24 protein-coding genes are annotated in these 24,985 nt (G+C 38.2%); 16 read left to right on the top strand and 8 right to left on the bottom strand.

Annotated elements, in window-relative coordinates; all coding sequences use genetic code 11:
* Nucleotides 1-165 precede the first annotated feature (165 nt).
* From ABJQ32_11660 to ABJQ32_11625, 8 genes are all read left to right on the top strand, one after another.
* Nucleotides 166-1,908 carry a sensor histidine kinase gene (locus ABJQ32_11660; protein MEP5290298.1) on the top strand — a complete coding sequence of 581 codons (1,743 nt, stop codon included), beginning with the start codon at nt 166-168 and terminating at the stop codon, nt 1,906-1,908.
* Nucleotides 1,871-2,512 carry a response regulator transcription factor gene (locus tag ABJQ32_11655; GenBank protein MEP5290297.1) on the top strand — a complete coding sequence of 214 codons (642 nt, stop codon included), beginning with the start codon at nt 1,871-1,873 and terminating at the stop codon, nt 2,510-2,512. Before ABJQ32_11660 ends, ABJQ32_11655 begins: the two co-directional genes overlap by 38 nt.
* 61 nt (nt 2,513-2,573) lie before the next feature.
* A complete protein-coding gene (locus ABJQ32_11650) occupies nt 2,574-2,747 on the top strand; it encodes a pinensin family lanthipeptide (GenBank protein MEP5290296.1) in 174 nt (57 codons plus the stop codon).
* Nucleotides 2,748-2,895: 148 nt separating this feature from the next.
* Complete coding sequence (locus ABJQ32_11645; protein ID MEP5290295.1) at nt 2,896-3,084, top strand: pinensin family lanthipeptide; 189 nt, start codon at nt 2,896-2,898, stop codon at nt 3,082-3,084.
* Nucleotides 3,085-3,264: 180 nt separating this feature from the next.
* Nucleotides 3,265-3,555, top strand: a complete 291-nt coding sequence (locus ABJQ32_11640; protein MEP5290294.1) for a pinensin family lanthipeptide — start codon at nt 3,265-3,267, stop codon at nt 3,553-3,555.
* A 177-nt stretch (nt 3,556-3,732) separates the two neighbouring features.
* A complete protein-coding gene (locus tag ABJQ32_11635) occupies nt 3,733-3,960 on the top strand; it encodes a pinensin family lanthipeptide (protein MEP5290293.1) in 228 nt (75 codons plus the stop codon).
* Between the two features lie 251 nt (nt 3,961-4,211).
* Nucleotides 4,212-4,427 carry a pinensin family lanthipeptide gene (locus ABJQ32_11630; GenBank protein ID MEP5290292.1) on the top strand — a complete coding sequence of 72 codons (216 nt, stop codon included), beginning with the start codon at nt 4,212-4,214 and terminating at the stop codon, nt 4,425-4,427.
* A 176-nt stretch (nt 4,428-4,603) separates the two neighbouring features.
* Nucleotides 4,604-4,810 (top strand): pinensin family lanthipeptide, encoded by a 207-nt coding sequence (locus ABJQ32_11625; GenBank protein ID MEP5290291.1) that lies wholly within the window; start codon nt 4,604-4,606, stop codon nt 4,808-4,810.
* 32 nt (nt 4,811-4,842) lie between these two features.
* Here ABJQ32_11625 and ABJQ32_11620 read toward each other — a convergent pair whose 3' ends face one another.
* The 3 genes from ABJQ32_11620 to ABJQ32_11610 all read right to left on the bottom strand — a co-directional run bounded on the left by ABJQ32_11620 (nt 4,843) and on the right by ABJQ32_11610 (nt 8,476).
* Nucleotides 4,843-7,002: a ComEC/Rec2 family competence protein gene (locus tag ABJQ32_11620; GenBank protein MEP5290290.1), complete on the bottom strand. Its 2,160-nt coding sequence runs from the start codon at nt 7,000-7,002 to the stop codon at nt 4,843-4,845.
* 105 nt (nt 7,003-7,107) lie between these two features.
* A complete protein-coding gene (locus ABJQ32_11615; GenBank protein ID MEP5290289.1) occupies nt 7,108-7,545 on the bottom strand; it encodes a GNAT family N-acetyltransferase in 438 nt (145 codons plus the stop codon).
* Complete coding sequence (locus ABJQ32_11610) at nt 7,514-8,476, bottom strand: PhoH family protein (GenBank protein ID MEP5290288.1); 963 nt, start codon at nt 8,474-8,476, stop codon at nt 7,514-7,516. Before ABJQ32_11610 ends, ABJQ32_11615 begins: the two co-directional genes overlap by 32 nt.
* 158 nt (nt 8,477-8,634) lie before the next feature.
* Here ABJQ32_11610 and ABJQ32_11605 point away from each other — a divergent pair, with 158 nt between their 5' ends.
* Both ABJQ32_11605 and ABJQ32_11600 read left to right on the top strand, forming a co-directional pair.
* Entirely contained in the window at nt 8,635-9,411 is a 777-nt protein-coding gene (locus ABJQ32_11605) for an SAM-dependent chlorinase/fluorinase (GenBank protein MEP5290287.1), read from the top strand.
* Between the two features lie 3 nt (nt 9,412-9,414).
* The gene (locus ABJQ32_11600; GenBank protein MEP5290286.1) at nt 9,415-9,699 is read left to right on the top strand and encodes an antibiotic biosynthesis monooxygenase family protein; all 285 of its coding nucleotides are present in this window, start codon (nt 9,415-9,417) and stop codon (nt 9,697-9,699) included.
* Between the two features lie 126 nt (nt 9,700-9,825).
* Here ABJQ32_11600 and ABJQ32_11595 read toward each other — a convergent pair whose 3' ends face one another.
* Both ABJQ32_11595 and ABJQ32_11590 read right to left on the bottom strand, forming a co-directional pair.
* On the bottom strand, nt 9,826-12,267 hold the full coding sequence (locus ABJQ32_11595; protein MEP5290285.1) for a PspC domain-containing protein: 2,442 nt from the start codon (nt 12,265-12,267) through the stop codon (nt 9,826-9,828).
* A 48-nt stretch (nt 12,268-12,315) separates the two neighbouring features.
* The gene (locus ABJQ32_11590) at nt 12,316-12,630 is read right to left on the bottom strand and encodes a PadR family transcriptional regulator (protein ID MEP5290284.1); all 315 of its coding nucleotides are present in this window, start codon (nt 12,628-12,630) and stop codon (nt 12,316-12,318) included.
* Between the two features lie 285 nt (nt 12,631-12,915).
* On the opposite strand from ABJQ32_11590, the gene ABJQ32_11585 reads away from it, so the two are divergent.
* Genes ABJQ32_11585 through ABJQ32_11575 form a run of 3 tightly spaced genes read left to right on the top strand, consistent with a single transcriptional unit; the run spans nt 12,916 to nt 19,669 of the window.
* Nucleotides 12,916-14,010 (top strand): PorV/PorQ family protein, encoded by a 1,095-nt coding sequence (locus ABJQ32_11585; protein MEP5290283.1) that lies wholly within the window; start codon nt 12,916-12,918, stop codon nt 14,008-14,010.
* Nucleotides 13,997-18,970, top strand: coding sequence for a C25 family cysteine peptidase (locus ABJQ32_11580; protein ID MEP5290282.1), 4,974 nt, complete (start codon nt 13,997-13,999; stop codon nt 18,968-18,970). Before ABJQ32_11585 ends, ABJQ32_11580 begins: the two co-directional genes overlap by 14 nt.
* Nucleotides 18,971-18,973: 3 nt before the next feature.
* The gene (locus ABJQ32_11575) at nt 18,974-19,669 is read left to right on the top strand and encodes a phosphatase PAP2 family protein (protein MEP5290281.1); all 696 of its coding nucleotides are present in this window, start codon (nt 18,974-18,976) and stop codon (nt 19,667-19,669) included.
* Nucleotides 19,670-19,672: 3 nt separating this feature from the next.
* Here ABJQ32_11575 and ABJQ32_11570 read toward each other — a convergent pair whose 3' ends face one another.
* The 3 genes from ABJQ32_11570 to ABJQ32_11560 all read right to left on the bottom strand — a co-directional run bounded on the left by ABJQ32_11570 (nt 19,673) and on the right by ABJQ32_11560 (nt 22,322).
* Entirely contained in the window at nt 19,673-19,969 is a 297-nt protein-coding gene (locus tag ABJQ32_11570) for an SCP2 sterol-binding domain-containing protein (protein MEP5290280.1), read from the bottom strand.
* 2 nt (nt 19,970-19,971) lie between these two features.
* A complete protein-coding gene (locus tag ABJQ32_11565; protein ID MEP5290279.1) occupies nt 19,972-21,003 on the bottom strand; it encodes a glutaminyl-peptide cyclotransferase in 1,032 nt (343 codons plus the stop codon).
* Nucleotides 21,004-21,071: 68 nt separating this feature from the next.
* Nucleotides 21,072-22,322 carry a sodium:proton antiporter gene (locus ABJQ32_11560; GenBank protein ID MEP5290278.1) on the bottom strand — a complete coding sequence of 417 codons (1,251 nt, stop codon included), beginning with the start codon at nt 22,320-22,322 and terminating at the stop codon, nt 21,072-21,074.
* A gap of 271 nt (nt 22,323-22,593) precedes the next feature.
* On the opposite strand from ABJQ32_11560, the gene ABJQ32_11555 reads away from it, so the two are divergent.
* Genes ABJQ32_11555 through ABJQ32_11545 form a run of 3 tightly spaced genes read left to right on the top strand, consistent with a single transcriptional unit; the run spans nt 22,594 to nt 24,985 of the window.
* A complete protein-coding gene (locus ABJQ32_11555) occupies nt 22,594-23,118 on the top strand; it encodes a DinB family protein (GenBank protein ID MEP5290277.1) in 525 nt (174 codons plus the stop codon).
* Nucleotides 23,118-23,744 carry an ABC transporter ATP-binding protein gene (locus ABJQ32_11550; GenBank protein ID MEP5290276.1) on the top strand — a complete coding sequence of 209 codons (627 nt, stop codon included), beginning with the start codon at nt 23,118-23,120 and terminating at the stop codon, nt 23,742-23,744. Before ABJQ32_11555 ends, ABJQ32_11550 begins: the two co-directional genes overlap by 1 nt.
* Nucleotides 23,741-24,985: an FtsX-like permease family protein gene (locus tag ABJQ32_11545; GenBank protein MEP5290275.1), complete on the top strand. Its 1,245-nt coding sequence runs from the start codon at nt 23,741-23,743 to the stop codon at nt 24,983-24,985. Before ABJQ32_11550 ends, ABJQ32_11545 begins: the two co-directional genes overlap by 4 nt.

The raw sequence follows: 24,985 nt of genomic DNA, 5'->3' as shown, positions 1-24,985 counted from the left end.
GAAGTAGAAGATTTGTTTTGTGATCAAAGCTGTAAATATATGCAGTTGATACACGTTGATATATCCCAGAATTCAGTGAGAAATGGGATAAAATCATGATTTTTTTGTCATTCTGATATAATGTTCGAGAAAACTTTCCATAACTTGATTGGCAACTCTAAAGAAATGAAAAGGTATTTACCATACTGGTTTTTGTTGATTACTGCATTACCGTTTTCAGCCATATCTCAAGACTTTGCTGTTGAATACACGGATTCCGTTTTACTTAAACATGCAGACACTCTTTGGAAAAGTGGGAAGCACCTCAGGAAGAAAGGTTTATATCATACAGCACTTCAGAACTACTACGAGGCACTTCAGATCTATGAAGAAATGGATAGTGTCAGACTTTCTGCGAAAGTTATGAATAGTATAGGCATTCTTAATAGCGAATTGGATGACCCGGAGAAAGCACTGGAATTTTTCAAGAGGACAATGACAATGTATGAAGAACTGGGGGACCAAAGACAGATTGCTTTTACTCTTAATAACATTGGTCTTGAAAGTTTCTATCAAGGGAACTACGAAGAAGCTTCTTACTACCTAAACAAGTCTGTAGCATTGAAAAAAGAGCTTGGGATGTCTGAGAAAACCTACGCCTATGCCAATTTTGGGAGAATTCACCTTGCCAAAGGGGATTACGATTCAGCGTTGATTTACTTTAAAAAGGCAATCGATGCTCTTCAAAAATCTGAGGTTAGTACACGGGATTCATTAGAAATCCTAAATGATTTAGGAAGGACCTATTTCATCTTAGAAAAGTACGATATAGCAAAGAAGTATTTGAAAGAAAGCCTTAAGATTGGCCTAGGCGATGGAACTAAAACTTACAATGTATCCAATTCACACCATTTAGCCCAAATCTATTCACTTGAAGGAAGCATTGAGGAGGCATTATATTATAGTCAAATGCATAATGCTTACACAGACAGCCTAAACAAGGAGAAGAATAGCAAAACGGTAGCCAGGATAGAAATGAAATACTTGCTAGGTAAGGTTGAGGAAAAAAACGCAAAAGCAATACAAGATAAGAATCGAGTCATTTTTGTGACGATAGTAGGTCTCATTTTTCTAATATGTTTTATTGTCTTTATTATCTACAACCATAAAAAAAATAAAAAGGCGACCGAACTGATTGCTCGTAAGAATGAAGAAATAAGTGAGCAACGAATCCAAAAACTCGAACAGGAAAAAGAACTAAATGCGATTAAAGGGCAGATAAGTGGTCAGGAAAAAGAACGCAAACGTATAGCAGAAGAATTACATGACGGGATAGGTGGTTCCCTGTCAGGAATCAAGTTGGCTCTTGTTTCATTGGAAGAGGATGTTAAAAATGCAAAACTGTCACCAATAAGTGATCGAATTGATACGGTTTGCAGGGAGGTTAGGACCATCGCCCATAACCTTGCTCCCCCAAGTTTAGAAAAAACCACATTTACCAATGCACTGAATGAATATATTGGACAATTTAAGAGCCAAGCTCAGATTGATATAATTTATCAACTTTTCCCTGAGAAAGACCTAGACCTTCTTCCTAAAAACATGCAAATAGAACTCTATCGTATTATCCAAGAGGGACTGGCCAATGTAACTAGACATGCTAAGGCTACATATTTAGAAGTTCAACTCACCCATCACGGGAATTACCTCAATTTAATCATTGAAGATAATGGAGTTGGTTTTGACTCGTCCAAGCTCAAAGAAGGAATTGGTCTGGCAAATATTCAATCAAGAGTAGATATACTTAATGGAAAGCTAGAGATAGACTCCCAGCTCAATAGAGGCACTGTAATTAACATAGATATTGACATACATAAAGACCGCAACTTATATGGAACCATTAAAGAGAAAAGTACTAGTAGTGGATGATCATGCTATGTTCCTGGATGGATTAGTAGAGATTATTGGGAAATTTGAAGAATTTGAGGTGGTGGGCAGAGCTCAGAGTGCTGTTCAAGCTTTGGATATTCTCAAAGAACAGCAGTCGGATATTGTAATTTCTGATGTACGAATGTCAGAAATGGGCGGATATGAACTAACAAAAGCTATTCGGGAAGAATACCCTCACATGAAGATCCTTATCGTCAGTATGCACAATGATCCGCATATCATTAATCAATTGCTTAAAGCTGGAGTTACAGGATATATTCTCAAAAACACAGGTAAAGAGGAGTTATTGGAAGCACTTAGATCAATCGCCAGTGGGAAAACTTTTTTCAGCAATGAAGTAAAGTCAAGCTTTATTCAAAGCCAAGTGGTAGGTAATCCACATTACCAACTATCATTGACGAAAAGAGAAAAAGAGGTCCTTCAGCTGATTGCGGAAGAATACACAACGAATGAAATGGCTGAGCGGCTTTTCATCAGCCTGAATACGGTAGAATCACATCGTAAGAATATTTTGAGAAAGTTGGATGTAAGGAATTCAGTGGGTATTGTAAAACGAGCTATTTCACTAGGATTACTTGATTAAAATTTTAAAACTTCTTGTATCTCTCTGAATAAGAGAAATGTTTAACTAAATAAAGATGACCATGAAGACCAAATTAACTTTAGAAGACCTAAAAGTAGAAAGTTTTGTCACTCATATTGAACAGAACACGCTAGAGACAATAAAAGGTGGAAGTTCGCATCAGACAGATGAGAATGAGCTTTGCTATGGTATATATCCTAGACCATTCCACTTGGATGAGAATGATATGCCATAAAACATTGGAACTAGCCTCTTTAAATAACTCTCTTCGGCGAGGTTTTTATTTATCATATTGATATCAGCTAAAATGAAAAAATCACTGAATTCAGTGATTTACATATTAATGGTTTACAGTTAATTTCCTTACTCTAAACCCTAACAATATGAAAGCAAAAAAAATCAAACTTGAAGATCTTAAAGTAGAGAGTTTTGTAACTGTGGTTGACAGTGATATTAAACGAACCCTGAAAGGAGGGACCTCATTTCAAACAGAGGAGGCTAGCTGTTATTGTGACTCAAACAATGAATGTCTACATGACTATATCGAAACCAATGGCACTTGTGTACCATAAAATAGAGAAAGATTACGTGATTAATCTATAAACTGTCCGTATTCGAGTAGCTGAATTCTGGGAGTATTAAAATCGTTGATTTCTGCTATTTCATTGTTTTAAGCTGAGCTACACTTTTGTTGAAGGCGTATTTCGAAAAGCCTTTAACAGAGTAGAAAAATTTTTTCAAAATTATTTAAGATGAAAAAGAAGCTAAGCCTTGACCAGCTAAAAGTGAAAAGTTTCGTAACTTATTTTAATAGTAGCGATAGTTATACAGTAAAGGGCGGAGGTGCAACCAATGGACCTGGGTGTGGAGTATTTCCAACTGACGACCCTAGCCGTACTATTTGTCAACAAACAGAAGCATGTCCTAATCCAACGAATGGTTGTCCTCCAGGAGGAGGTACCAACGCTTGTAGCGGAATTACATGTGGTGGACCAGCCTGTGAGTCTGCCGCTGTATGTCCGACTGATATTTGTATTCCATAACGATTCTATTTTAGCGAAAAACCCACTTTGAGTGGGTTTTTTTATGCTCTTTAACAGAGTTCTAGGAGAAAAAAATCATGAATTTCTGCGATTGTGGTACAAATGCATCAATTCCACCTTTGTGAAGGCGGTTCCGAAAAGCCTTTAATAGAGTAGGATGATCTAACTTTTAATAACATGAAGAAAAAAATGAATCTCTCAGAGCTCAAAGTGAAAAGTTTTGTTACTGAGAATTTAGTATCTAATGCTGAAACCATTATTGGAGGAGGGGGTCGAATACCTGGTTCTCATGCAACAAACTGCGTTACATTACCAGAAGAATGCCCTGGTGGTGGTGGTGGTGGTGGTGGTGGCGCTTCAAGGGGTTGTTCGAATAATAGTTGTGCTGATTGTTACACAGAATAATTATCAGAGGCGGGGGAGCAACCGGCGATGGATGTAATGTCTTTTAATTTCATATGATCGAGGTAGCTTCTTGCTACTTAATTTAGTTGAGCGGGCGTATACGTCTGCTCTTTTTTTGTCCCATATCATGGGATTCTAGGAGGGAAAAATCATGAATTTCTGCGATTGTATCAAAAAATCATCAATTCCACCTTTGTGAGGGCGGTTCCGAAAAGCCTTCAATAGAGTAGGAAAACCTTTACTTATTACTGATGAAAAAGAAGTTAAATCTAAATGAACTCAAAGTAAGCAGCTTTGTGACCTCAATGAATTTTGAGAAGGAGATGACCATCAATGGTGGTGTAGATGTACCTCATCTAACCAATATGTGCATTACCAATTTTGGCTGTCCAGGTGGTGGTACAGGTGGTGGTGGCGCTTCAAGAGGCTGCTCCAACAATAGCTGTTTTGAATGTTATACTGAATGAATTTTAAAAAAGGAGCGGACATATACATCAGCTCCTTTTTTATTCCTTATCATGGGATTCAAGGAGGAAAAAATCATGAGTTTCTGCGATTGTGTTGGAAATGCATCAATTCCACTTTTGTGAAGGCGGTTCCGAAAAGCCATCAATAGAGTAGGAAAATTTTCACATATATTAAGATGAAGAACAGATTAAAACTAGATGATTTAAAAGTGAAGAGCTTTGTGACGGGCTTTGGTGATCAGGAGAGCTCCACTATCAAAGGTGGTAATACTGGAATGGCTGCTTGTGCACCAGGGTCAACTATTGGCTCAATGGCAGCCTGTCCATCAAATGGTTGTTCGAATAACAGTTGTCCGGGGGTCAATGGATGTCATGCTTTTTGACATAATTTTAAGATGGTCAAGGTAGCTTCTGGCTACTTAATTAGTTGAGCGGGCATGTATGTCCGCTCTTCTTTCATGTTTTCAGCTAAGTTAATTCTAAGTGCTCCATCGTCTTTTAAAGAGTGAATCGATAGCCCTAATTCTGCAGCCTGCACCTTCATCTTGTTTGAGTAATAGACAGAATTCTTATTTCCTATTACGACTTGCTTGGAAGGAAAATTTTCATTTAACCATTTTAAACTTTTCACTGACCCATTATTTATAATAATTAGATCACTTTCAATTGGATTCTTAAACGCTAAATGGAAAGTTGTAGAATCAAAAATAATAATTCGCTTACCCGCAATTTGACCTGAAGTAATGGCTTCTTTTCTTTCAAAATATTGATTTCGTAGCGTTGATATTGTTTCTTTTATTGGTCTGAGATGCCTTGAAAGTCTATGGGGATTGATTTGAAAGTCTAATAACTCCAATTCTTCCTCTTTGTAGTCGTCAACGTAAAGTGTAGCATCATGTCCTTGTATGTGATCAATTACAGTCTTTCCCGATATCTCATAAAGCACCAGTTCATTTTCCGTGGATTGCTTTTCATTTGAAAGAAGATTCCAACTGATGATTAATAATCCAAAAATGCCTGAGGTAATAATGGTTTTGAATGATTTGAAGTGAAGACCTGATATCATGCTAATGACACATAGGTATATGAAAATAAGCGATATTTTATCCATGAATATCCATTCGATCAAGCTATTTGGAAGGATATGAACGTAGCTGATTATTTCATTTAGCACCCAAATGAACTTGTGTAGCACTACGCCAACTATGTGACCGATGATTGGAACAATTGGATCAATAATGAGCATGAAGACGCCACCTACTAGCATTAAAAATGAAGAAGGAATTACAATAAGGTTTGAAACCAGAAAGTATGAAGGAAACTGATGAAAATAGTAAGCAGAGAGAGGAAAAGTAGCTAACTGAGCAGCAATAGACACACAAGTAATCGCCCATGCCTTGTCTAGAAAAAAGTTTCTAAAGTCAATTAATCTATAAATTTTGGGTTGTAAATAAACGATTCCAATGACCGCAGCAAAAGAGAGTTGGAATCCAACAGAATAAATGAGATAAGGATCAAAGAGGAGTAGAATGAAAGCAGCAAAACCTAACGTATTGTAAATATTACCTTCTCTTGCGGTGGCTTGACTGACTGCTACTAAAGAAAACATGGTTGCTGCTCTTAAAACAGATGGACTAAGGCCTGTCAAAGTAGCATAAAACCAAATAATGAGAACACTGATTAATCCAAAAAGCCTTTTGCCCCATTTACCGGATTTCCGAAGTTTACCAAAAAGTAGCTGTATTAAAAGATAAATGATGCCCACATGAAGCCCAGAAACTGCTAAAACGTGCATAGCTCCGGCAGAAGAGTAGGCTTTTTTCACATCATTATCAAGATGATCCTTGATTCCTAGGAGTAAAGCTTTTGCAATTCCATTCTCTCTTTTGGAAGGTATATGCTGATCTATTGTTTGGGTAGCGCTATTCCTTAAATTGAAAGCTAAATTCAGAAATAAATTTGGAGGATCATTTAGGGTGATTCTAAGTTGATCACTACGAACAAAAGAATGACCATAGATACCCTGTCTTTCTAGATACGACTTATAGTTAAATTCACTAGGGTTATCTGGACCTGGTATTTCATAGTAGCTACCCGCAATAATGAGATGATCCCCATACTTAAGTAGGGTAGTAGCCGAATCTTTTCTCACGTAGAGATGAATTTTACCAGAAGAATTGATCATTGAATCGGAGGCAATTACTTGATCGAGCTCAAAATCATACCTGAAATGGTTGGTTCGTTCATTAACTGGACTGCTTATCGTTCCTGAAAATCCCGAAATTTTGGATTGTATGTTCGTATAATGATTTTGTGAATATGCGCGATAGTTAAATTGAGTGAGAGTTCCCCCAAAATAGAATACGATTGCAACGGCTAAAATGCCATTCAGATATCTGAGTTTATAGAAACCATATCGGTGAGATATCAATGTTGAAATTGAAAGCAATAGAATGCCCGTACTCAGTATTTGAATAGGAGTATTCCAAATAAATGGAAATTGATCGAAACAGACGATACCAAGTATAAGTACGATGGTGAGTCGTACAAATGGGTATGAATTCCAGAAGTACATTCAATGCAGGCGATTAGCTTGCATGCAATTGAATAGATAAAAATGTAAAAAGCTATACCCATTTTTGGGTAATTTGAAGCAAATACTATGATGATAATTGCTTTGTCACAACTCTCGCCACATCAGATAATGCATGATGCCACACTCGTCGAATTGATCACCTTTGGTTTCAAATCCAAATTTTAGATAAAGTGGAACGGCAGATAATTGAGCATGCATGTAGAGATAGGTACCTGCTTTAGCCTTTTGTGAGATATTTTCTATGACAGCCTTCACGATAGCTGTTCCTATTCCTTTACCTCTAAGAGATTCTTTGGCAGTAAATCGCTCAAGCTTTATTCCCTTATCTGTATATCTCCATCTAGCAGACCCGATAGGATCATCGTTTTGGTCTAGCGCTACAAAGTGATGTGATTCTTCCTCAAATTCATCAAACTCTTCTTCAGCAGTCACTTTTTGCTCCACTACAAAAACCTCTTCTCTAATGGCGAAGACTTTTTGCTTTAGTTCCTCATTTGTTGCTGGAATCACCCTGTAAGTCATACTTGTTATATGCTTTTATGATTGCTTTTACCAGTTTGTGTCGTACTACATCCCGATCGTCTAGATTCACAAATCCAATTCCTTTCACATCTTTGAGTACTCTCATGGTCTCAATCAATCCAGAAGCCTGTTTCTTAGGTAAGTCAATTTGAGATTGATCACCAGTGATGATCACCTTGGATTGAGGTCCCATCCGTGTCAGGAACATCTTAATTTGCATGGGGGTAGTATTCTGAGCTTCATCCAACAAAACATATGCATCATTGAGTGTTCTTCCGCGCATGTAGGCCAAAGGAGCTATTTCTATAACGCCATTTTCTTTATAGTACTTGAGTTTTTCTGAAGGAATCATATCACTCAGTGCATCATAGATGGGCCTGAGGTAAGGATCAATTTTTTCTTTTAAATCACCAGGAAGAAATCCCAAATGCTCGCCTGCTTCAACTGCCGGACGTGTGATGATGATTTTTTTGACTTCCTTATTCTTAAGAGCTCGTACTGCCAGTGCTACAGAAATGTATGTTTTTCCAGTTCCTGCTGGTCCTATTGCGAATACAAGGTCATTCTTCTCTACTGCTGCAACTAATTTCTTTTGATTAGCTGTTTTAGGAGCTATCCGCGTCCCACGTGTTCCATGAATAAGCACGGCAGAGTTACCACTAGCATCAATAGTATTTTCTTCATTGTCTACATAGTCCTTCACATTATCAGTGGTCACTTTTCCATATTCATGGTAGTGGGCTAGGAGAGAATTTAATATTTCATTGATTTTTAAGATTTGAGGAGCGGAACCTTTGATTCTGATCTCATTGCCTCTACTCACAATCTTGCTATCAGGGAAGGCTGTAGCAATAGTTTTGATGTTTTGATCTTCGATTCCCAGGAAGTCTACCAGGGAAATATTTTCAAGTGTAATTATTTTTTCTAGCAATCGATATTCTATTAATCCTTCGAGTGTAATTTACCTACTGTCAGCCTATTATTGTTTCTTTTGAATGATGTTTTTAGGCAAACCTAAGAGCGTAAAATCTCACTGTGTGAGTAAAATTTATAGCTTTGTAAGAACAAATTTAAGCTGTAATCCCCTCAATGGCGCTAATCACCTTCATGTCTGATTTTGGAACTGTGGATCACTATGTGGCTGCAGTAAAGGCAGCCATTGTTTCCGCGTCTCCTGCACAGCAGATTACAGACATTACTCATAATATTCGTCCATTCGATATTTCTCATGCAGCGAATGTTCTTCGCAGTGTATACAAGGATTTTCCTGATAAAACGGTTCACATAGTAGCTGTGGATTCAATGAAAGAAAAGTCGAAAACTATAGCTTTAGAGATTGAGGGGCATTTATTTGTGGGCTTTGATTCTGGTCTTTTTAGTCTTATTTCTCAGAAGAAACCGGAGCAAATTGCTGTTCTAGAAAATGGACAATCTACCTTTCCTGCAAAGGATGTCCTGGCTAAGACAGCCATGCAGCTGGCAAGTGGACAATCGCTTAAAGATGTTGGCACAATTGTGACAGAGATGACAGAATTGTACGATCGGCAACTAAAAGTAACGAAGCGCGAAATAGCTGGAAATGTTATTTCTGTAGATCGATATGGCAATTTGATTACCAATATTTCAAAAACGGAATTTGATAAGATAATCGAGATTAATGGAGTAGGAGTTAAATACTTAATTCGTTTTGGTCGCGAGCAGTTCCAGTCGCTGCATACTTTTTTTAGTGATGTAGAATCTGGTGATTGCTATGTTTTATTCAATTCTTCGGGCCGACTTCAAATAGGAATAAATAAAGGGAATGCTTCGGGACTGCTTGGCCTTTCTGTTGACTCACCCGTATTGATAGAATTTGCAACAAATTAAACTATGCTAATACGTATTGTCAGAATGGACTTTAAACCAGATAGTGTAAATGACTTTCTGGAGTTATTCGAGTTAGTGAAAGAAAAGATTGCAACATTCCCTGGTTGCGAACATCTGGAGCTATGTAGAGACGCAAAGGAGGGTCATATCTACTATACATTTAGCAAATGGCAAAGTGAGGATGATCTTGAAAAATACCGTCACTCTGAGCTCTTTGAAGATACATGGGAGAAAACAAAGGTTTTGTTTGGTGGCAAGCCTTTGGCATATTCTCTTCTTCCAGATTAGAACAGGTCAAGAATCCTGTTAAAGTTGGATGGAATATTTTTTAAAAAATCCCCTGCCCGACCAAAAGCAGGGGAAACCAAAACCTAACTGATTGAGTCAATAGAACTCTTAGACCAATTAGATATTTTAATCTCTTTTTACTGAGCTTAGTCCATTACTGTCTGATGAGACACGTGCATCTCCACGGTACCGTACTTTACTAGCACCAGAAGCATTAGCGTCTAATTCATTTGTCACATACACTTTTGCGGTAGATGCTCCTACTGCCCTAACGTTGGCATCTTCTACAGTAAAATTGAAGGCATCTAGCTCGGAAGCTCCTACTAAGTCAGCTTCTAAATCGTCTCCTCTACCAATGAGCGTCAGTTCTGATGCGCCGGTTAGATCAATTTCTATGGATTCCACTTCAATGTCTGCCCATACATCTGATGCCCCTGTGATGTCGAAAGCTATATTCGAGCCGGAAAAGCCTCTGACTTCTCCCTCCGATGCTCCTGTGACATGCAAATATTCGAGTTCTGGCATTTCTATATAGATGCGTATTTTGTCTCTTCCTCTTCTGTTTTTCCACCAGCTGACATTTTTTCCATATCGGATTTCTAACTCATCTCCACTTTGACTTAAATAGACATCATCTAAGTCATTCTGATCCCCCTCAAGTCGTACAGAATAGTTGTCCCCTTGAATGATTTCGAAATCGAATAGCGAGATTAATTTAACCTCATCAAAATCAGTAAATTGATATTCTTGAGCATCTGATCCATATTTTGGACGATTTCTTAATGATCTAGTTCCCGAGTCAGTACAGGTAAGACATTTCAATCCTTTTTCATCAAAAACCCATTCGTTATCACCTAAATCGCTAGCACTATAACTATGAATCCACAGCGTGTTTCTCAGTATTTCGCGAAGATCATAGTCCATGGTAAATACCTTGCCGTATGGAACATAAAATATGGCCGAGACATCTTGAAACCTAAATGGAGCCTCATCAAATGTAATCTGTGAATCAAAGTAGAATGTGTTTCCTTCCTGAGAAACTATATAGTCTACTGCCTCTCCGTTTTCTTTAGCATTGCTTCTGGAAGAACCTCTGGCGTCAAATTCAAGTGCTAATAGATATACAGAATCTTCATGTCCCCGAATTTTCAGATCGACCGTGTTGTAGCCATCCCAGTCAAGGTCGTTAAGTTTCAAATCAACAATACCTTCGGTCAAAGCAAATGTTTGCTCTTCTTTATAAGTACTTTCTACACTGTAGTTTCTAATGACTGCAGGAATAGAGAATGCCAATCCGATCATTCCAATTAGCCAAAGTCCAAATAGTCCCCAAGCCACTGCGGCATTCGTTACTTTTCTTTTCATGATTACTGCCAAGCCTAGAAGAGCGATAGTTAAGGCAGGAACCATTGATACTATATAGGACGAAGCAACCATCACACTACTTACAGAATTGAAAATCTCTGAGGCTGGAAAGTCACCAAAATGAACCCAGCTCTCCATCACTCCACCGACACCCAGAAGTACTGCAAGCGAGATGGTAAAAGTGATCATCAATACAAATCCTAAGAAGACTAGGAAGACACCAAATCCTATTCTTAACACTTCTATTGCAACTTTCAATAGTGGCCCGAGAATCTCTCCAAGTGCTTTGAAGATCATGGCGATAAGACGAAATGGAAACAAAAGGATTTTAGCAAAAATGTTTTCTTCTCCTTCTTTCACATTCAAACTCTTCTTTACACTCTCTTCAATGTTGGAGATGGTAACAGGCTCACCTTGCATCTGCATTTTCTCTGTGATGGATCGTGCTTCAGGGGTGATAATCCAAAGGATTAAATAAGCGATAATGCCCGCACCTCCTAGGAAAATAGAGATTACAAAGAGCACTCTGATGACAACAGGATCTGCGCCAAAGTATGAGGCTATGCCTCCTGAAACTCCACCTAACACACGATCATCAGTACTTCTAAATAGCTTTTTGATAGCTTTATCCTCATCTAGAGAATCACTACCTGGAATAGCAATCCAAAGGATGATATAGGCAAGGAAGATGAATCCGCTTAACCCCCAGAAAAAGATGTTGAATAAAAAGGCAAGCATGAGCAATCGAACCCAAATAGGATCAATGCCAAAGTAGTTTGCAATACCTGAAGCTACACCACCAATAACCTTTCGTTTGTTATCTCTAAACAACCGTTTTGCTTTTTCATATCCACTTTTTGGAATTTCTTCTTTTTCAGTTTTTTCTTCCTCCTGTGCCTCTTCCTTTTGTTCGGTTTTTACCTCCGGCTCGTTTTCGATGGTCGCTTCGAAATCTTTGGTAGTACCCATCGTCGCGATGAGGTCGTTTACATCTTCGGGCGTAATAATTTGTTTCCCCTCATCAAGTTTTGAAAGGAATATTTCAGCTATCCTACCTTCGATATCTTCAATGATCTCTTTGCTGTCTTCGAAAGAGGAAAAGTATTTATTGACTGAATCGAGGTAGTTTTTGAGTTTATCAAAGCCTTCTTCCTCGATGTGGAATATGATACCGCCAATGTTGATACTTATATTCTTTTTCATGTGTATAATCTTTTATTAGTGCGAAATGGAATTACCAGATCGGTTATTTCACTTCTTCGTGTTTTTTTTCGCGATAATTTTTTTGGTGGAAGAAACCAGTTCTGTCCATGTTTGATCCAGACCGCTTAGGAATTCATCGCCTTCCTTGGTAAGTGTATAATACTTTCTGGGTGGCCCGGATTTTGACTCCACCCACTTGTAATCTACCAGACCTGCTTTTCGTAATCTAGTCAGAAGTGGATACAGAGTTCCCTCTACCACCATGATCTTTGCTGAGGTTAACTCCTCAAGCATGTCGGAAGCATAAACCTCACCCCTGGAAATTATATGCAAAATGCAAAATTCCAGGATTCCCTTCCTCATCTGAACTTGTGTATTTTCAATATTCATATACTTTCATTTCTTGTCAAACTATTCACGTTACATGGTTTGGTTTCTGGTGCTGTATACGTAAAGGTACTTGGTATGGCCAAGTACTTGCCGAAAAATTGTAGATAAAGCTTAATTTTCTTTATATAATTATATAAATTCTTTATTTAGTTATTAAATAAGATTATTTACACTTTGTCGTATATAAGCTATTGTTCAACGAATGGAGGGTATGACAATCCAAAGGCTATGGCTAAATTGCTTTTGATTTTAGACTGTATGAAGTACGCGATAGTATTATTTTTTGGTTTGTTTCTGATTCAGAATGTTAGAGGACAGGATGAGTCAAGTGAAAGAGATAATACACCTAAATACAGTAATGAATTTATGAACATTGGGGTAAGTACCCGATCTTTTGGAATGGGCTTTACTGCGGTTTCTTTTGTGGATGATGTTTCTGCAGGTTACTGGAACCCTGCGGGATTAAACAAGATAAAATCAGATCATCAGCTGGCGTTGATGCATTCATCCTACTTTGGTGGCCTGGCTAATTACGACTATGCTGCGTTTGCTACTTCGGTAGATGAGCAAAGCAAAATAGCCCTCTCAGTTATCCGGTTTTCTGTGGATGACATTCCAGATACACGATTTCTTATAGATGTTAATGGATCAATTAATTATGATAATATTCAATTTTTCTCTTCAGCAGATTATGGATTTATAGTTTCCTACGCAAGAAAACTTCCTCTTTTCGGGGGAATAGATGCCGGAGGAAACCTGAAAGTAATTCATAGAACAGTCGGCAATTTTTCGAAAGCCTGGGGGTTTGGGTTTGACTTTGGAGCTCAAAAAGAGATTAATAAGTGGAAGCTGGGCGTGGTAGCCAGAGATATTGTAGGAACTTTCAATGCTTGGTCGCACAACACAGCTGAAGTGGAGGAGGTTTATGCACTTACTGGGAATGATGTTCCTATCAATTCAGTAGAGATTACGCTACCCAGAGTGATTCTGGGAGGCTCGAGAGAATTTGATATCACAGATAAATTCGCCGTGATGGCTTCTGTAGACCTGGATATGACTTTTGATGGGAAACGAAATACAATCATACGAACGGGACTTATTTCTATTGACCCCAAGGCAGGAGCAGAATTTGATTATAAAAAAATGGCATTTCTCCGATTTGGAGTTAATCAATTTCAACAAATCAAAGATTTTGATGGGAGCAAATCATGGACCTTTCAACCTAACCTTGGATTGGGAGTGAATATTAAAGAATTGACTATAGATTATGCTTTGACAGATATTGGAGACTTAGCTCCAGGACTTTTTTCACATGTTTTTTCAATTAAAGTAGATTTCAATGTGGAAAAATAAGCTCATCATATTATTGGTCTTATGTGGATTTTCTACATCTGCTCAGGTAGGTAATGAGTGGATTGATTTCACACAATCGTACTATAAGATCAACATTGGAAAAGACGGATTTTACAGAATTAGTAGTGATGAATTGCTGGCTGCAGGATTTCCTTTGACAAGTGTTCCGGCTAGTAGAATACAGGTTTTTCGCAGAGGTCAAGAAGTTGCTTTGAATGTAAATACCAACGGAGATGGTACGGTTAATTATCTTGAATTTTTTGGTCAAAGGAATACAGGAACAAGTGATTCTCAGCTGTATGAAACTAATTCGCAACCACACCAATTCTATAACCTATTTTCTGATACTGCTACGTACTTTTTGACGTACAAGCTTGGAAGTGAGAATGGTAAGCGAATGGCATTCTCATCAGATAAAAATACAACAGGACTTACTCCAGAGGCTTACCACATAGAAGATACTATCCAGCTTTTTACGACTGACTATGCTCCCGGAAGAAAATTCGGATCAGGTGCAGCATTTAGTCTGAGTAAGTATGACGATGGTGAAGGGTGGACTGGTGAATTTCAGTCTAAAAACGCTTTTAAGGACTTCAGCTTCACTCTTAGAAATTTTGAATCGGCGGGGATCAGTCCTACCATCGAAACAGTTATTATAGGAGGGAATAGTTTAACCCATAATGTCTCCATTACTATTGGCCAAAATACAAGTTCTCTAGGTCTCCTTTCTAACGTTCAATTCGATGGATGGGGAAAAGAATTTTACTCAGGATCAGTTGCTGCTTCTAGTATTGGTGCTGGAGGAGAGTTTGTGGTTAGAGCAACGGCCGAAGGATTTCCTGATGCATCAGAAAGGATATCCATTGCTTATATGAGACTTCAATATCCTCAAACAATTTCGATGGCATCTGATGAGAACAAGATTTTTACACTTGCAAACCTGAGCGCATCAAAAGCTTGGATGCAAATTGCTACCACGAATGCGAGTGATACTCGAGTTTTTAATGTTACCGACTCTTTTAATGCAATACGATTAGCCACTACAAACTTTTCTGATCGTGTAGAAGTTGTAGTTCCTGATGCAAATGCAAGTGATCAAATAATCGCAACCACTGCTCCCCAATCTGTGAGCTCTATTGAACTAGTTGCTCTTCCGAATTATGACCTGAGCAACAAGGACTACCTGATCATCACCCATCCAAACCTAAGGCAAGATGGAGATCCTATAAGCGATTATGAAAACTACAGAGAATCCGCAGCAGGAGGTGGTCATAACGTTCAGACGGTAAACGTCGGTGATTTATTCAATCTGTATAATTATGGAGACCCTTCTCCATTAGCGATAACCAATTTTATTTCAGATGCAAATACTCAAAATCCAATAGAAAATGTCTTTATCATTGGAAAAGGATTCACATTAAACACAAACTATTTCAGAGGTTCGCAAGAAGTTGTGAATGTTCCAACCTATGGATTCCCAGGTAGTGATTTAATGTATGTCTTAGGACAGAATGGAGTAGATCCGAACCTCCCAGGCATAGCTATTGGTCGATTAAATGCTCATAGTACTTCTAGTGTGACATCCTACTTGAATAAAATAATTGAGATGGAAGCATTGCCTTATGATGACTTGTTTAGGAAAGACTTTCTTCAACTAAGCGGAGGAGTGAATCAGTCTGAAATTTCAAGTTTTGCAAATATCATCATAGACCTTAAAGACTTGGTAGAAGAAGATTTCATTGGAGGAAGAGCATTTAATACGGGTAAGGAGACAAGTGATGCAGTGGAATTTGTAGATGTGACAGATCGGGTAAATCAAGGTGTTGGATACATTACTTTTTTTGGACACTCAAGTGGTACTGTAACAGATATAGAGATAGGTAGAGTGAGTGATCCTGAGTTTGGGTTTTCTAACAAAGCCAAATATCCTGTCTTTTTGGTTAATGGCTGTAGGGCAGGTGAAATATTCGGCTCTAATTTCACTTTTGGTGAAGATTGGATGGCAACTCCTGATCTGGGAGCAGTAGGTTTCATAGCACATGCAGATGTTGCCTTATCGGCTACTCTACGTCGATGGAGTAACTTTTTTTATGGTCTGTCTTTTGCTGATGATGCATTTATACAAGAATCAGTTGGGAATGTAATAAACGAAGTTTCAAGACTGTATTTAGACCAATTTGGTTCAGGAGATATAAGCCTTACTCAAGTTCAACAAATGACTCTTCAAGGGGATCCATCTTACAGAATATTTGGAGCCGATAGCCCTGATTATCAAATAGATGATAATACTGTTAGTGCAGAAGCAATTGAAGGAGGACAAATTCTTGCCTCTCAAGATTCTTTTAAAATTGATGTTGTTGTCAAGAATTTTGGCAGGACTGTTCAAGATTCATTGATTGTGCAGGTTAACAGAACTTTTGCAGATGGAGGCCAACAAGTTTATGTGGAAGAGTTTCTTCGCCCACTCCGTCAAGACACAATTAGTTTTTATATTCCCAATGATCCTACTCAAACCAATGATGGTTTGAATCTTTTCACCATATTACTCGATCCTGAAAATACGCAGGAAGAACTGAATGAAGCTAATAATTCCGCTTCTCTTCAAGTATCTATTTTTAATGGAAATACCAGTCACCTTTATCCAATCGATAATGGAACATTAGCTGATTCAGAAGTGACTTTTTTGTGGCAGTCTAGTAATCTTTTAGAGGAGCTTAGAAGCTATGAGATAGAGATTGATACACAATCAGATTTTTTAGGACCTAACAATCGGAGAACAACGATTTCGGGAGAAGTACTTGCGTCACATGAATTTGATTTTTCTACATTCTCATTACCTGATTCTTCCACGATCTATTGGAGAACGAGGTTTGCTAATCCGGAATCAGATGAAACCAATGAGTGGGTAGAAACTTCATTTACACTTATTAATAATATTTCTGAAGGATGGGGTCAGTATACTCCTGAGCAGATAGAAGATGCTTTTATTACCGGAGTTGAGTATAATCAATTGACAAATGAATGGGAGTTTGAACAGTCCATTACACCAATAGATATTTTCACCTTCGGAGTAGATAATACTACGTTTAGCTATGCAGACTTGAAGGCTATTATAGGAGGGCTGGATTTCTTCACTACCTCGAATACAGTTGATCCTACCTGTGAACAAAATACATTCAACGCTATAGCTTTTGACAAGGAAAGTGGCGATCCTTATAGACCAATTGACTCTAATGTTCAAGATGTGTTTAATCGAGAAGTTTGTGGTCGTCTACCTCAGCGGATTTATCAATTCAGAGAAGTTGATATGATTGGAGCAGAGCGTCGCTTGCAAGTTTTAGTTGACAATATGAGAGATGGAGACATGATTGTTCTCTTTAATATTGGTGATGTAGATTACTCTAACTGGGATGCTCAGGTAGCATCTACGTTGAATTCACTGGGAGTAAGTACGACAACAATCAACTCCCTTGTAGACGGGCAGCCGGTAATTTTCTTTGGTAGAAAGGGAGATATATCGGGAAGTGCAACTACAATCATTAATAATGGATCTCCCTCTCCAGTTACAGAACAAAGTATTGATTTTCAGGGAAATGTTATAGGTAGATTTGTGAGTGGCGAAATAAAGACACGAAGAATTGGGCCAGCTAGATCATGGAATAACTTTTCTTTTAACCTATCGGATGAAGCGAATGATAATATTGGAATTGATTTGTTTGGAGTTGATAAAGATGGCGAATTAACTTCTTTGGAATCACGTGCTAGGGCTGAAACTATAGATGTTACAGCAATAGATCCGCAGCTTTATCCTCAATTAGAAATCACGTTCTCGTTTAATGACGAAGTAGACCAAACACCTCCAGAATTAAATTTTTGGGAGATTAATTATTCTTATCCACCTGAGGGTATTCTGCTTCCGGCTGATAAATCTATTACTTCTGCGCAGGAAGGGGAGGAGATAGATCGTCCATTTTATTTTTATAATGTTTCTGATATTGATTTTACTGATTCTCTGACGGTCATGGCTACTCTTGTCAATCAAAACGCAGGAACTACTTCAGAGTCTAGTTTCAAAATAGCACCACCACCTTCCGGAGATACTACTTTATTTAGCGCTACGTTCCCTTCCTTCAATTTTGAAGGATCAAATAGCATTGTAATAGAGGTCCTGGCAAATGAGAATGAAGCATACGCTTCAAATAATAGATTAACGCTAACGAACTTGGTGGATGTCATAGCAGATGAAACCAATCCTATCTTAGATGTCACATTTGATGGATATCATATTTTGGATGGAGACGTGGTATCACCTAATCCAGCTATTGTGATTAAGATGAGGGATGACAATCCTTTTGTTTCTAAAACAGATACGGCAGGAATTAACATCTCGTTAAGACTTCCCGGTGATGAAAGCGAATTCCAACGGATAAATTTTTCTGATCCCAGGCTTAACTATGTCCCGTCTACGGCAGATCAAGATTTTGAAATCACCTACCAGCCTGGACCATTAGATGATGGTTTGCATACTATTAGAGTCCGAGCAGAGGATGAAGCAGGTAATGAGGCAGGGGAAGAGCCGTACGAAATTAATTTTGAAGTTATCAATGAGTCGACAGTCACTCATTTTTATCCTTACCCCAATCCATTTTCTACCAGATGCAGGTTTGTGTTCACGTTGACGGGAAGTGAAATTCCTGATGAAATTAAAATTCAAATATTGACGGTCTCGGGAAGAGTTGTGAGAGAAATCACACAGGATGAAATAGGCCCTATTAGAATTGGAAATAACATAACAAGTTATGCCTGGGATGGCAGAGATGAATTTGGAGATCAACTTGCGAATGGAGTTTACTTCTACAAAGTCTTTATAAATTCAAATGGTAATCGGATTGAGCGGAGAGCTACTAGTGCTGATAAAGCCTTTAAGAATGGCTTTGGGAAACTGTATATCTTACGTTAAGATATGATCAATAGATTTAAAAGCACAAATTCATTCTTTGTCTCGTATCTATGTCTTGTTGCAGTTTCATTTGCTTACTACTTTTATCAGAGTCACGGAAACTTTGTGCTTTGGTTAAACGAACTTCATAATCCAATTTGGGACTTCTTTTTTAAGTATTGGACGCACTCAGGAGGAGCACCTTTCTTCATTGTTATCACAATATATTTATTGATCAGGAAGAAACGTTTTGCTCACATACTTTCTTTAGTGGGGATTTCAGTAGGTCTTATTTCAGTTTTTTTCAAGCAGATCTTGTTCGCAGATGTCATGCGACCATCCAAGTATTTTGAAGGACAGGCTACTATATTTCCAATAGATGGAGTAGATCTATTGGAATATCACTCCTTTCCATCAGGCCATTCAATGACGGCTTTTGCATTAGCTACTTTCCTAGTCCTTATGCTTCAAAATAATAAGTACTCCATCGTGATATTGATACTTGCCACGTTGACAGCTCTATCAAGAGTTTATCTAGGACAACATTTTCTTTTAGACGTTGTAGCAGGCTCCCTCATAGGTACTATCATAGCTACAATCTACTATATGAGCTTTGAAAAATACCTTAATAATGAGCGTTTAGGTCCTGCGAGCACTCCCGACAAAGACCTTGAAGAGATGAATCTTGATGACATTGAGCCTTCAGAAGAAGCTCTTTAAAACTTAGAATAAAGCAGTGAGCTTCATTGCAGCCCCTTTATCACCCTCAATTTTTAGTTTGCCGCTCATAAATGCCATCATTACATTAAGATCACCGGATAGAATCTTGCTGAAATTCTCAGCTGACATTTTGATTGCGAAAGGAGCTTCTCGTTCTTCATTTACTACGACAGTAGGGGATACTGTGTCATCTAAATGCACGATACCTTCTTCAAATTTAAAGTTTGCTTTTCCTTGGAACCTTCCGCTGTGTTTATCAGCAAGCTTTTTAATTTTTCCAGTTATTTCTTCTAGCGTCATTGTTAAATAGTTTTTGGTTGAAAAGTAACTTCAAAAAGCTTTGGCCAGAGCTTACCTGTAACATAAATACGTCCGGTTTCGGGATCTTGAGCAATGCCATTTAAAACATCTACACCATCAGAATCACTTTCTGAAAGCATTCCGGATAAATCAATCTTTTGTAGTACTTCTCCTGTATCAGGATCAATCACTACGATATAATCCTCCTGATATACATTGGCATAGATCAGTCCATCGATTACTTCAAGTTCATTTAGTGCGTCAATTTTGCCTGTGTTATCGTACACCTGAAGTTCACGCTGAATGGTAAAACTTGCAGGATCTACAAAATAGATTTTTTCGGTTTCATCCGTCAAAACAAGCTCCGAGTTGAGTGTAGCCAATCCCCACCCCTCTACTTGATAATTAAATGTACGGACCTGTTCCATATTCATATCATACACAAAACCCTGTCCTGCTGTCCAAGTGAGCTGATAAAACTCATCGTTGATTAGCGAAAGTCCTTCACCAAAGAAATCAGATGAAAGGTTTACCACCTTCAATGTTTCTCCGGTTTTTAAATCTTTCTTTTTAAATGTTGATCTTCCTTTCTGACCTGTACTTTCATACAAGAAATCGTCTTTAATTAGCAATCCCTGAGTATAGTCTTCAGTATCATGAGGATACGTATTTTGTATTTCATAGGTTAATTCTTCTGGAGCTGTTTCGGATAAAATGATCACCTTTCTGTAGTGTGTCTCAGACTTACCTGATCCAAAGACCTTTATTAGCAATCTATGTGTGCCTACTTTTCTTGACTCTAAACTGAATTGGAAGTTTACTCCAGTAAATGAATTCACTTGTTCATCCACTGAAACTTGAACGGAATCAACCACAAAATCATCGGCTGTTTTGACGGATATAGATATTTGATTCCCTCTTGTGAAATTTTGATTCTGAGTAGGGCTCTCAATATTTGTTGCTTTCCTTATTCGAGGAGAAGTGGGGCTTTTTGCCTCATCCTTGCTATCACCACAAGAAATTAACAATAGCATAACGCAAATCACATAGCATAATCTGATCATAGCATAAAGTTATAAGATACCTTTAAAATACGGTGATATTATGATGAAGAATCTGGATGACTTGTCCGCATCAATATGGGAACTGTCAATCCTTGATAGAGAACTGAACAAACCACTACAATATACGTCATCGTAACAATGACGTCTTTTCCTTGAAAATCTGTCAAAGATAGAGACAAGGCTATGGGTAGCCCACCTCGGAGTGCACCCCAGGTCAGTACAGATATGGTATTTGGAGCAAAATCCTTTTTTACAGACATCAATTTAATGGGCACAAAAACACTTGTCCATCTTCCAAAAAGGACAATACAAACGGCAAAAAATCCTGCAGCTAAGACATCCAATCTAAGATCTAACACTAACATCTCCAATCCGATAAGCACAAAAAGCATAGCACTAAAGGTCTCTTCTAATAATTTCCAGAACTTAAATACATAATCTCCTGCAGCTCCAGCTACATGAGTGCTCTTTCCTTCGTTTCCAACTACAAGCCCCATAACCACGGCTGCTTGCTTAGATGAAACATGAATAAAGTCTGCAAGTTGAGATCCAGCCATTACTAAAGCGAGTGTAATAAGTACTTCTACCTCAACTGCATCATTGTCAACATATTTAAGAAGTCGATAGCCAATATATCCCAGGAGGAGTCCAATGAAAATACCTCCTCCAATATCTGCAACGACAATATAGGTCGTCTCAAAAAATGAAAGTGTATGATCATCGCCAGCATGAGCAATGTCTAGAAGCGTAAGAGCAAGAACCACAGCTATCCCGTCATTAAAGAGAGATTCACCGGCTATTTTTATTTCTAATTCTTTCGATAGGTTAAACCTCGCAATGGTTTTAGTTACAGCAATTGGGTCGGTAGGTGAAATCAAAGCGCCAAAAACGAGGCAATACAGATATTCAAGATGAATGCTCATAGCATCGAGCATGAAATAGACACCAGTTCCAATCACAATCGTGGAGATAAGCACGCCTACAATTGCCAAGATAAGCACCGAACTCCTTTGACTACTTAATTTCCTAAAATCAATATTGAGTGCTCCTGAGAAGAGCATAAAGCTTAGGACGACCTGATACAGGACTTCTTCAAATTCATACTCCTTCACATGTTCTGCAAGATGTAGCTCAGGAAATACATTTCCGATAATAAGTACCAAAAATGAAAGCACAAGAGCCATGATCATCAATCCGATTGATGAAGGTAGCTTCAGGTAAAAAGTGTTTATAAAAATAAACGCTCCTGAAAGGAAGATAAACAAGGCGATAATGTCGAGAATACTCACTTCCGTGTAATTTAAAAGGTGATCTTACGCAATATTAATTCTAAAAAATTAACAGTACGAACATTAATACAAGCGTTTGAGAGTAACTTTTAGTATAAAATCATTTATACGATCACATCATATCAAATGAATAAATACTTTCTAATTTGGTACTTCTTTTAGTACCAGCCCCATTTCAATGGGTTTTTGGGTGGGTTATACCTTTCTAAAAGGCTGATTTACAGTAACGAAGATAACTTTTTTTATATTTTTTAGCAAAAAATGAATATTAGTGAAAGAAGATATAAATAGGAAATTAAAAAGGTTGGATGATGATACAGAGAAAATTTTTGAATCTATTGAAGATTTATCGGAAGATCAACTGAAGAATCAGACATATGGCTGGAGTCTCGTTCAGGTGATGTCTCATTTGAATGAAGCAGAAAAAGCTTCCTTAAAGTACATGCAAAAGAAAGTTCAGGCAGGGGATAAGATGCAAAACTCAAGAATGGGTAATAAAGTTAGAATGTGGTTGACCAATTTAGGACTTAAAAGTTCATTGAAGTGGGGAGCTCCATCGTATATTTCCAATCCACCTGAGTATGACCTGAACGAAATAAAGGAGCAATGGGCTGATACAAGAAAGGCCATTCATTCTTTTGTAGAAGAATACCCGGATAAATGGCTCGAGAAACTAGTGTACAAGCATCCCATGGCTGGAAGACAAAACCTTAATGGTGCCGTAGACTCATTCGTTTACCATCAGATTCACCATATCCATCAAATTAAACGTATTAGGAAAAAAATGAATAGTTGATGCTTCAAATCAAGGGATTAAAACATTCATACGATGCAAAACGAGATATATCGTATCCTGATTGGGAAGTAAATCAAGGAAATCATTCGATCATTCTTGGGAATTCTGGTTGCGGAAAAACAACACTTCTTCATTTGATTGGAGGTTTAATGCCTCCCAAGTCGGGACTTTTGCAGGTTGCGGGACAAGACTTAGCTTCATTTTCAAATGCTAAACTTGATCGATTTAGAGGGGAGAACATTGGAATTGTATTTCAGAAACCTCATTTAGTGCGCTCTCTTTCAGTGAAAGAAAATCTCATGCTATCACAATATCTGGGGAAAAAGAAGACGGATGCTAAAAGAGTTGAACAGGTGTTAAATCATCTAGGCATTCAGGAATTATCAAACCGAAAAATACATGAGATCAGTCAGGGTCAAGCTCAGCGAGTTTCGATCGCAAGAGCCGTGATCAATTCTCCGAAGCTTTTACTAGCGGATGAACCTACTGCAAGTCTTGATGATGAGAATTGCCAGAAGGTGATTGATCTCTTGAAGTCGCAAGCAGAGGAAACAGGAGCAACATTGATTGTGGCGACTCATGACCATCGCGTGAAAAGTGAATTTCAAAATCAGCTGCCGTTATGAACCTATTTTCACTGAGTATCAAAAATGTATTAGCTAAGCCTTTAAGTTCACTCTTAAGTGTTCTTCTGTTCGGTTTTGGAGTAGCCATTATTGTCTCCATACTATTAACAAGTACTTTTCTTAAGAATGAGATCAGCAAAAATGCACAAGGAATTGATTTAGTGGTTGGTGCAAAGGGAAGCCCGCTGCAGATCATATTAGCTAGTATTTTCCATATAGATTTTCCTACTGGGAATATTTCGCTAGAGGATGCGAACAATCTTACAAGAAATCGGCTGGTTAAATCTGCTATTCCCCTTTCATTGGGCGATAGTTATCAAGGCTACCGTATAGTAGGAACAGCAAAAGCATATGCAGATCTTTATGGATCTTCATTAGCCGAAGGCAATTGGTTTTCTTCCGAAATGACTGCCACGGTCGGCTCAGCTGTTGCGCAAAATTTAGGAATTTCAATTGGCGATGAACTTGAAAGTGCGCATGGACTTTCTGAAGGAGCCGGAGGGCATGAAGAACACCCATTTAAGGTAGTGGGGATCATGAATCCTACGGGTTCAGTCATGGATCAGTTGATATTGGTATCGATCCAAAGTGTATGGGAAGTGCATGGAGAGCACGAGGAGCACAATCATGAGGATGGAAGTAATGCCCATGAACCGATTTTGCTAGACCGTTTAGGTATTGAAGTCACAAAGGAGCAACTGGCTAACGAAGACATTACTTCTTTGCTCCTAAAGTATCGGTCGCCTATGGCTGCAGTCCAGTTACCACGTATCGTAAATGGAACGAGCAATTTGCAGGCAGCATCACCGCCCTATGAAACTGCTCGTCTCTTCAATATTATAGGTGTGGGAGTTGATGTGGTGAATATTCTCGGCTTGGTAATCATCATACTCAGTGCCACGAGTGTTTTTATCGCGCTGATAAATTCATTGAAAGAGCGGAAGTATGAACTAGCAATTATGCGATCAATGGGAGCTAGCCAAGCCAAGATTTTCATGCTTATCCTTACTGAAGGTATTGTTTTGACCATCATAGGGAGTTTTTTTGGTTTTGGAATGGCACACCTGGGTTTTGGAATATTGACCGGATCAATGGAGCAAATACAAACCAGTGGAATGTTTTTTGTGTTTGATGAATACTATGTGATGCTGGGTAGCTTAACGGTAGGTATTTTTGCCTCGATCATTCCGGCATTTCTTGCGTATAAGTCAGATATATCAGAAACGTTATCTAAAGCATAA

The sequence above is a fragment of the Marinobacter alexandrii genome (assembly GCA_039984955.1).
GTDB lineage: Bacteria > Bacteroidota > Bacteroidia > Cytophagales > Cyclobacteriaceae > Ekhidna.
Note: the sequence above shows the minus strand (reverse complement) of the source record. Positions and strands in the feature narration are given on the sequence as shown.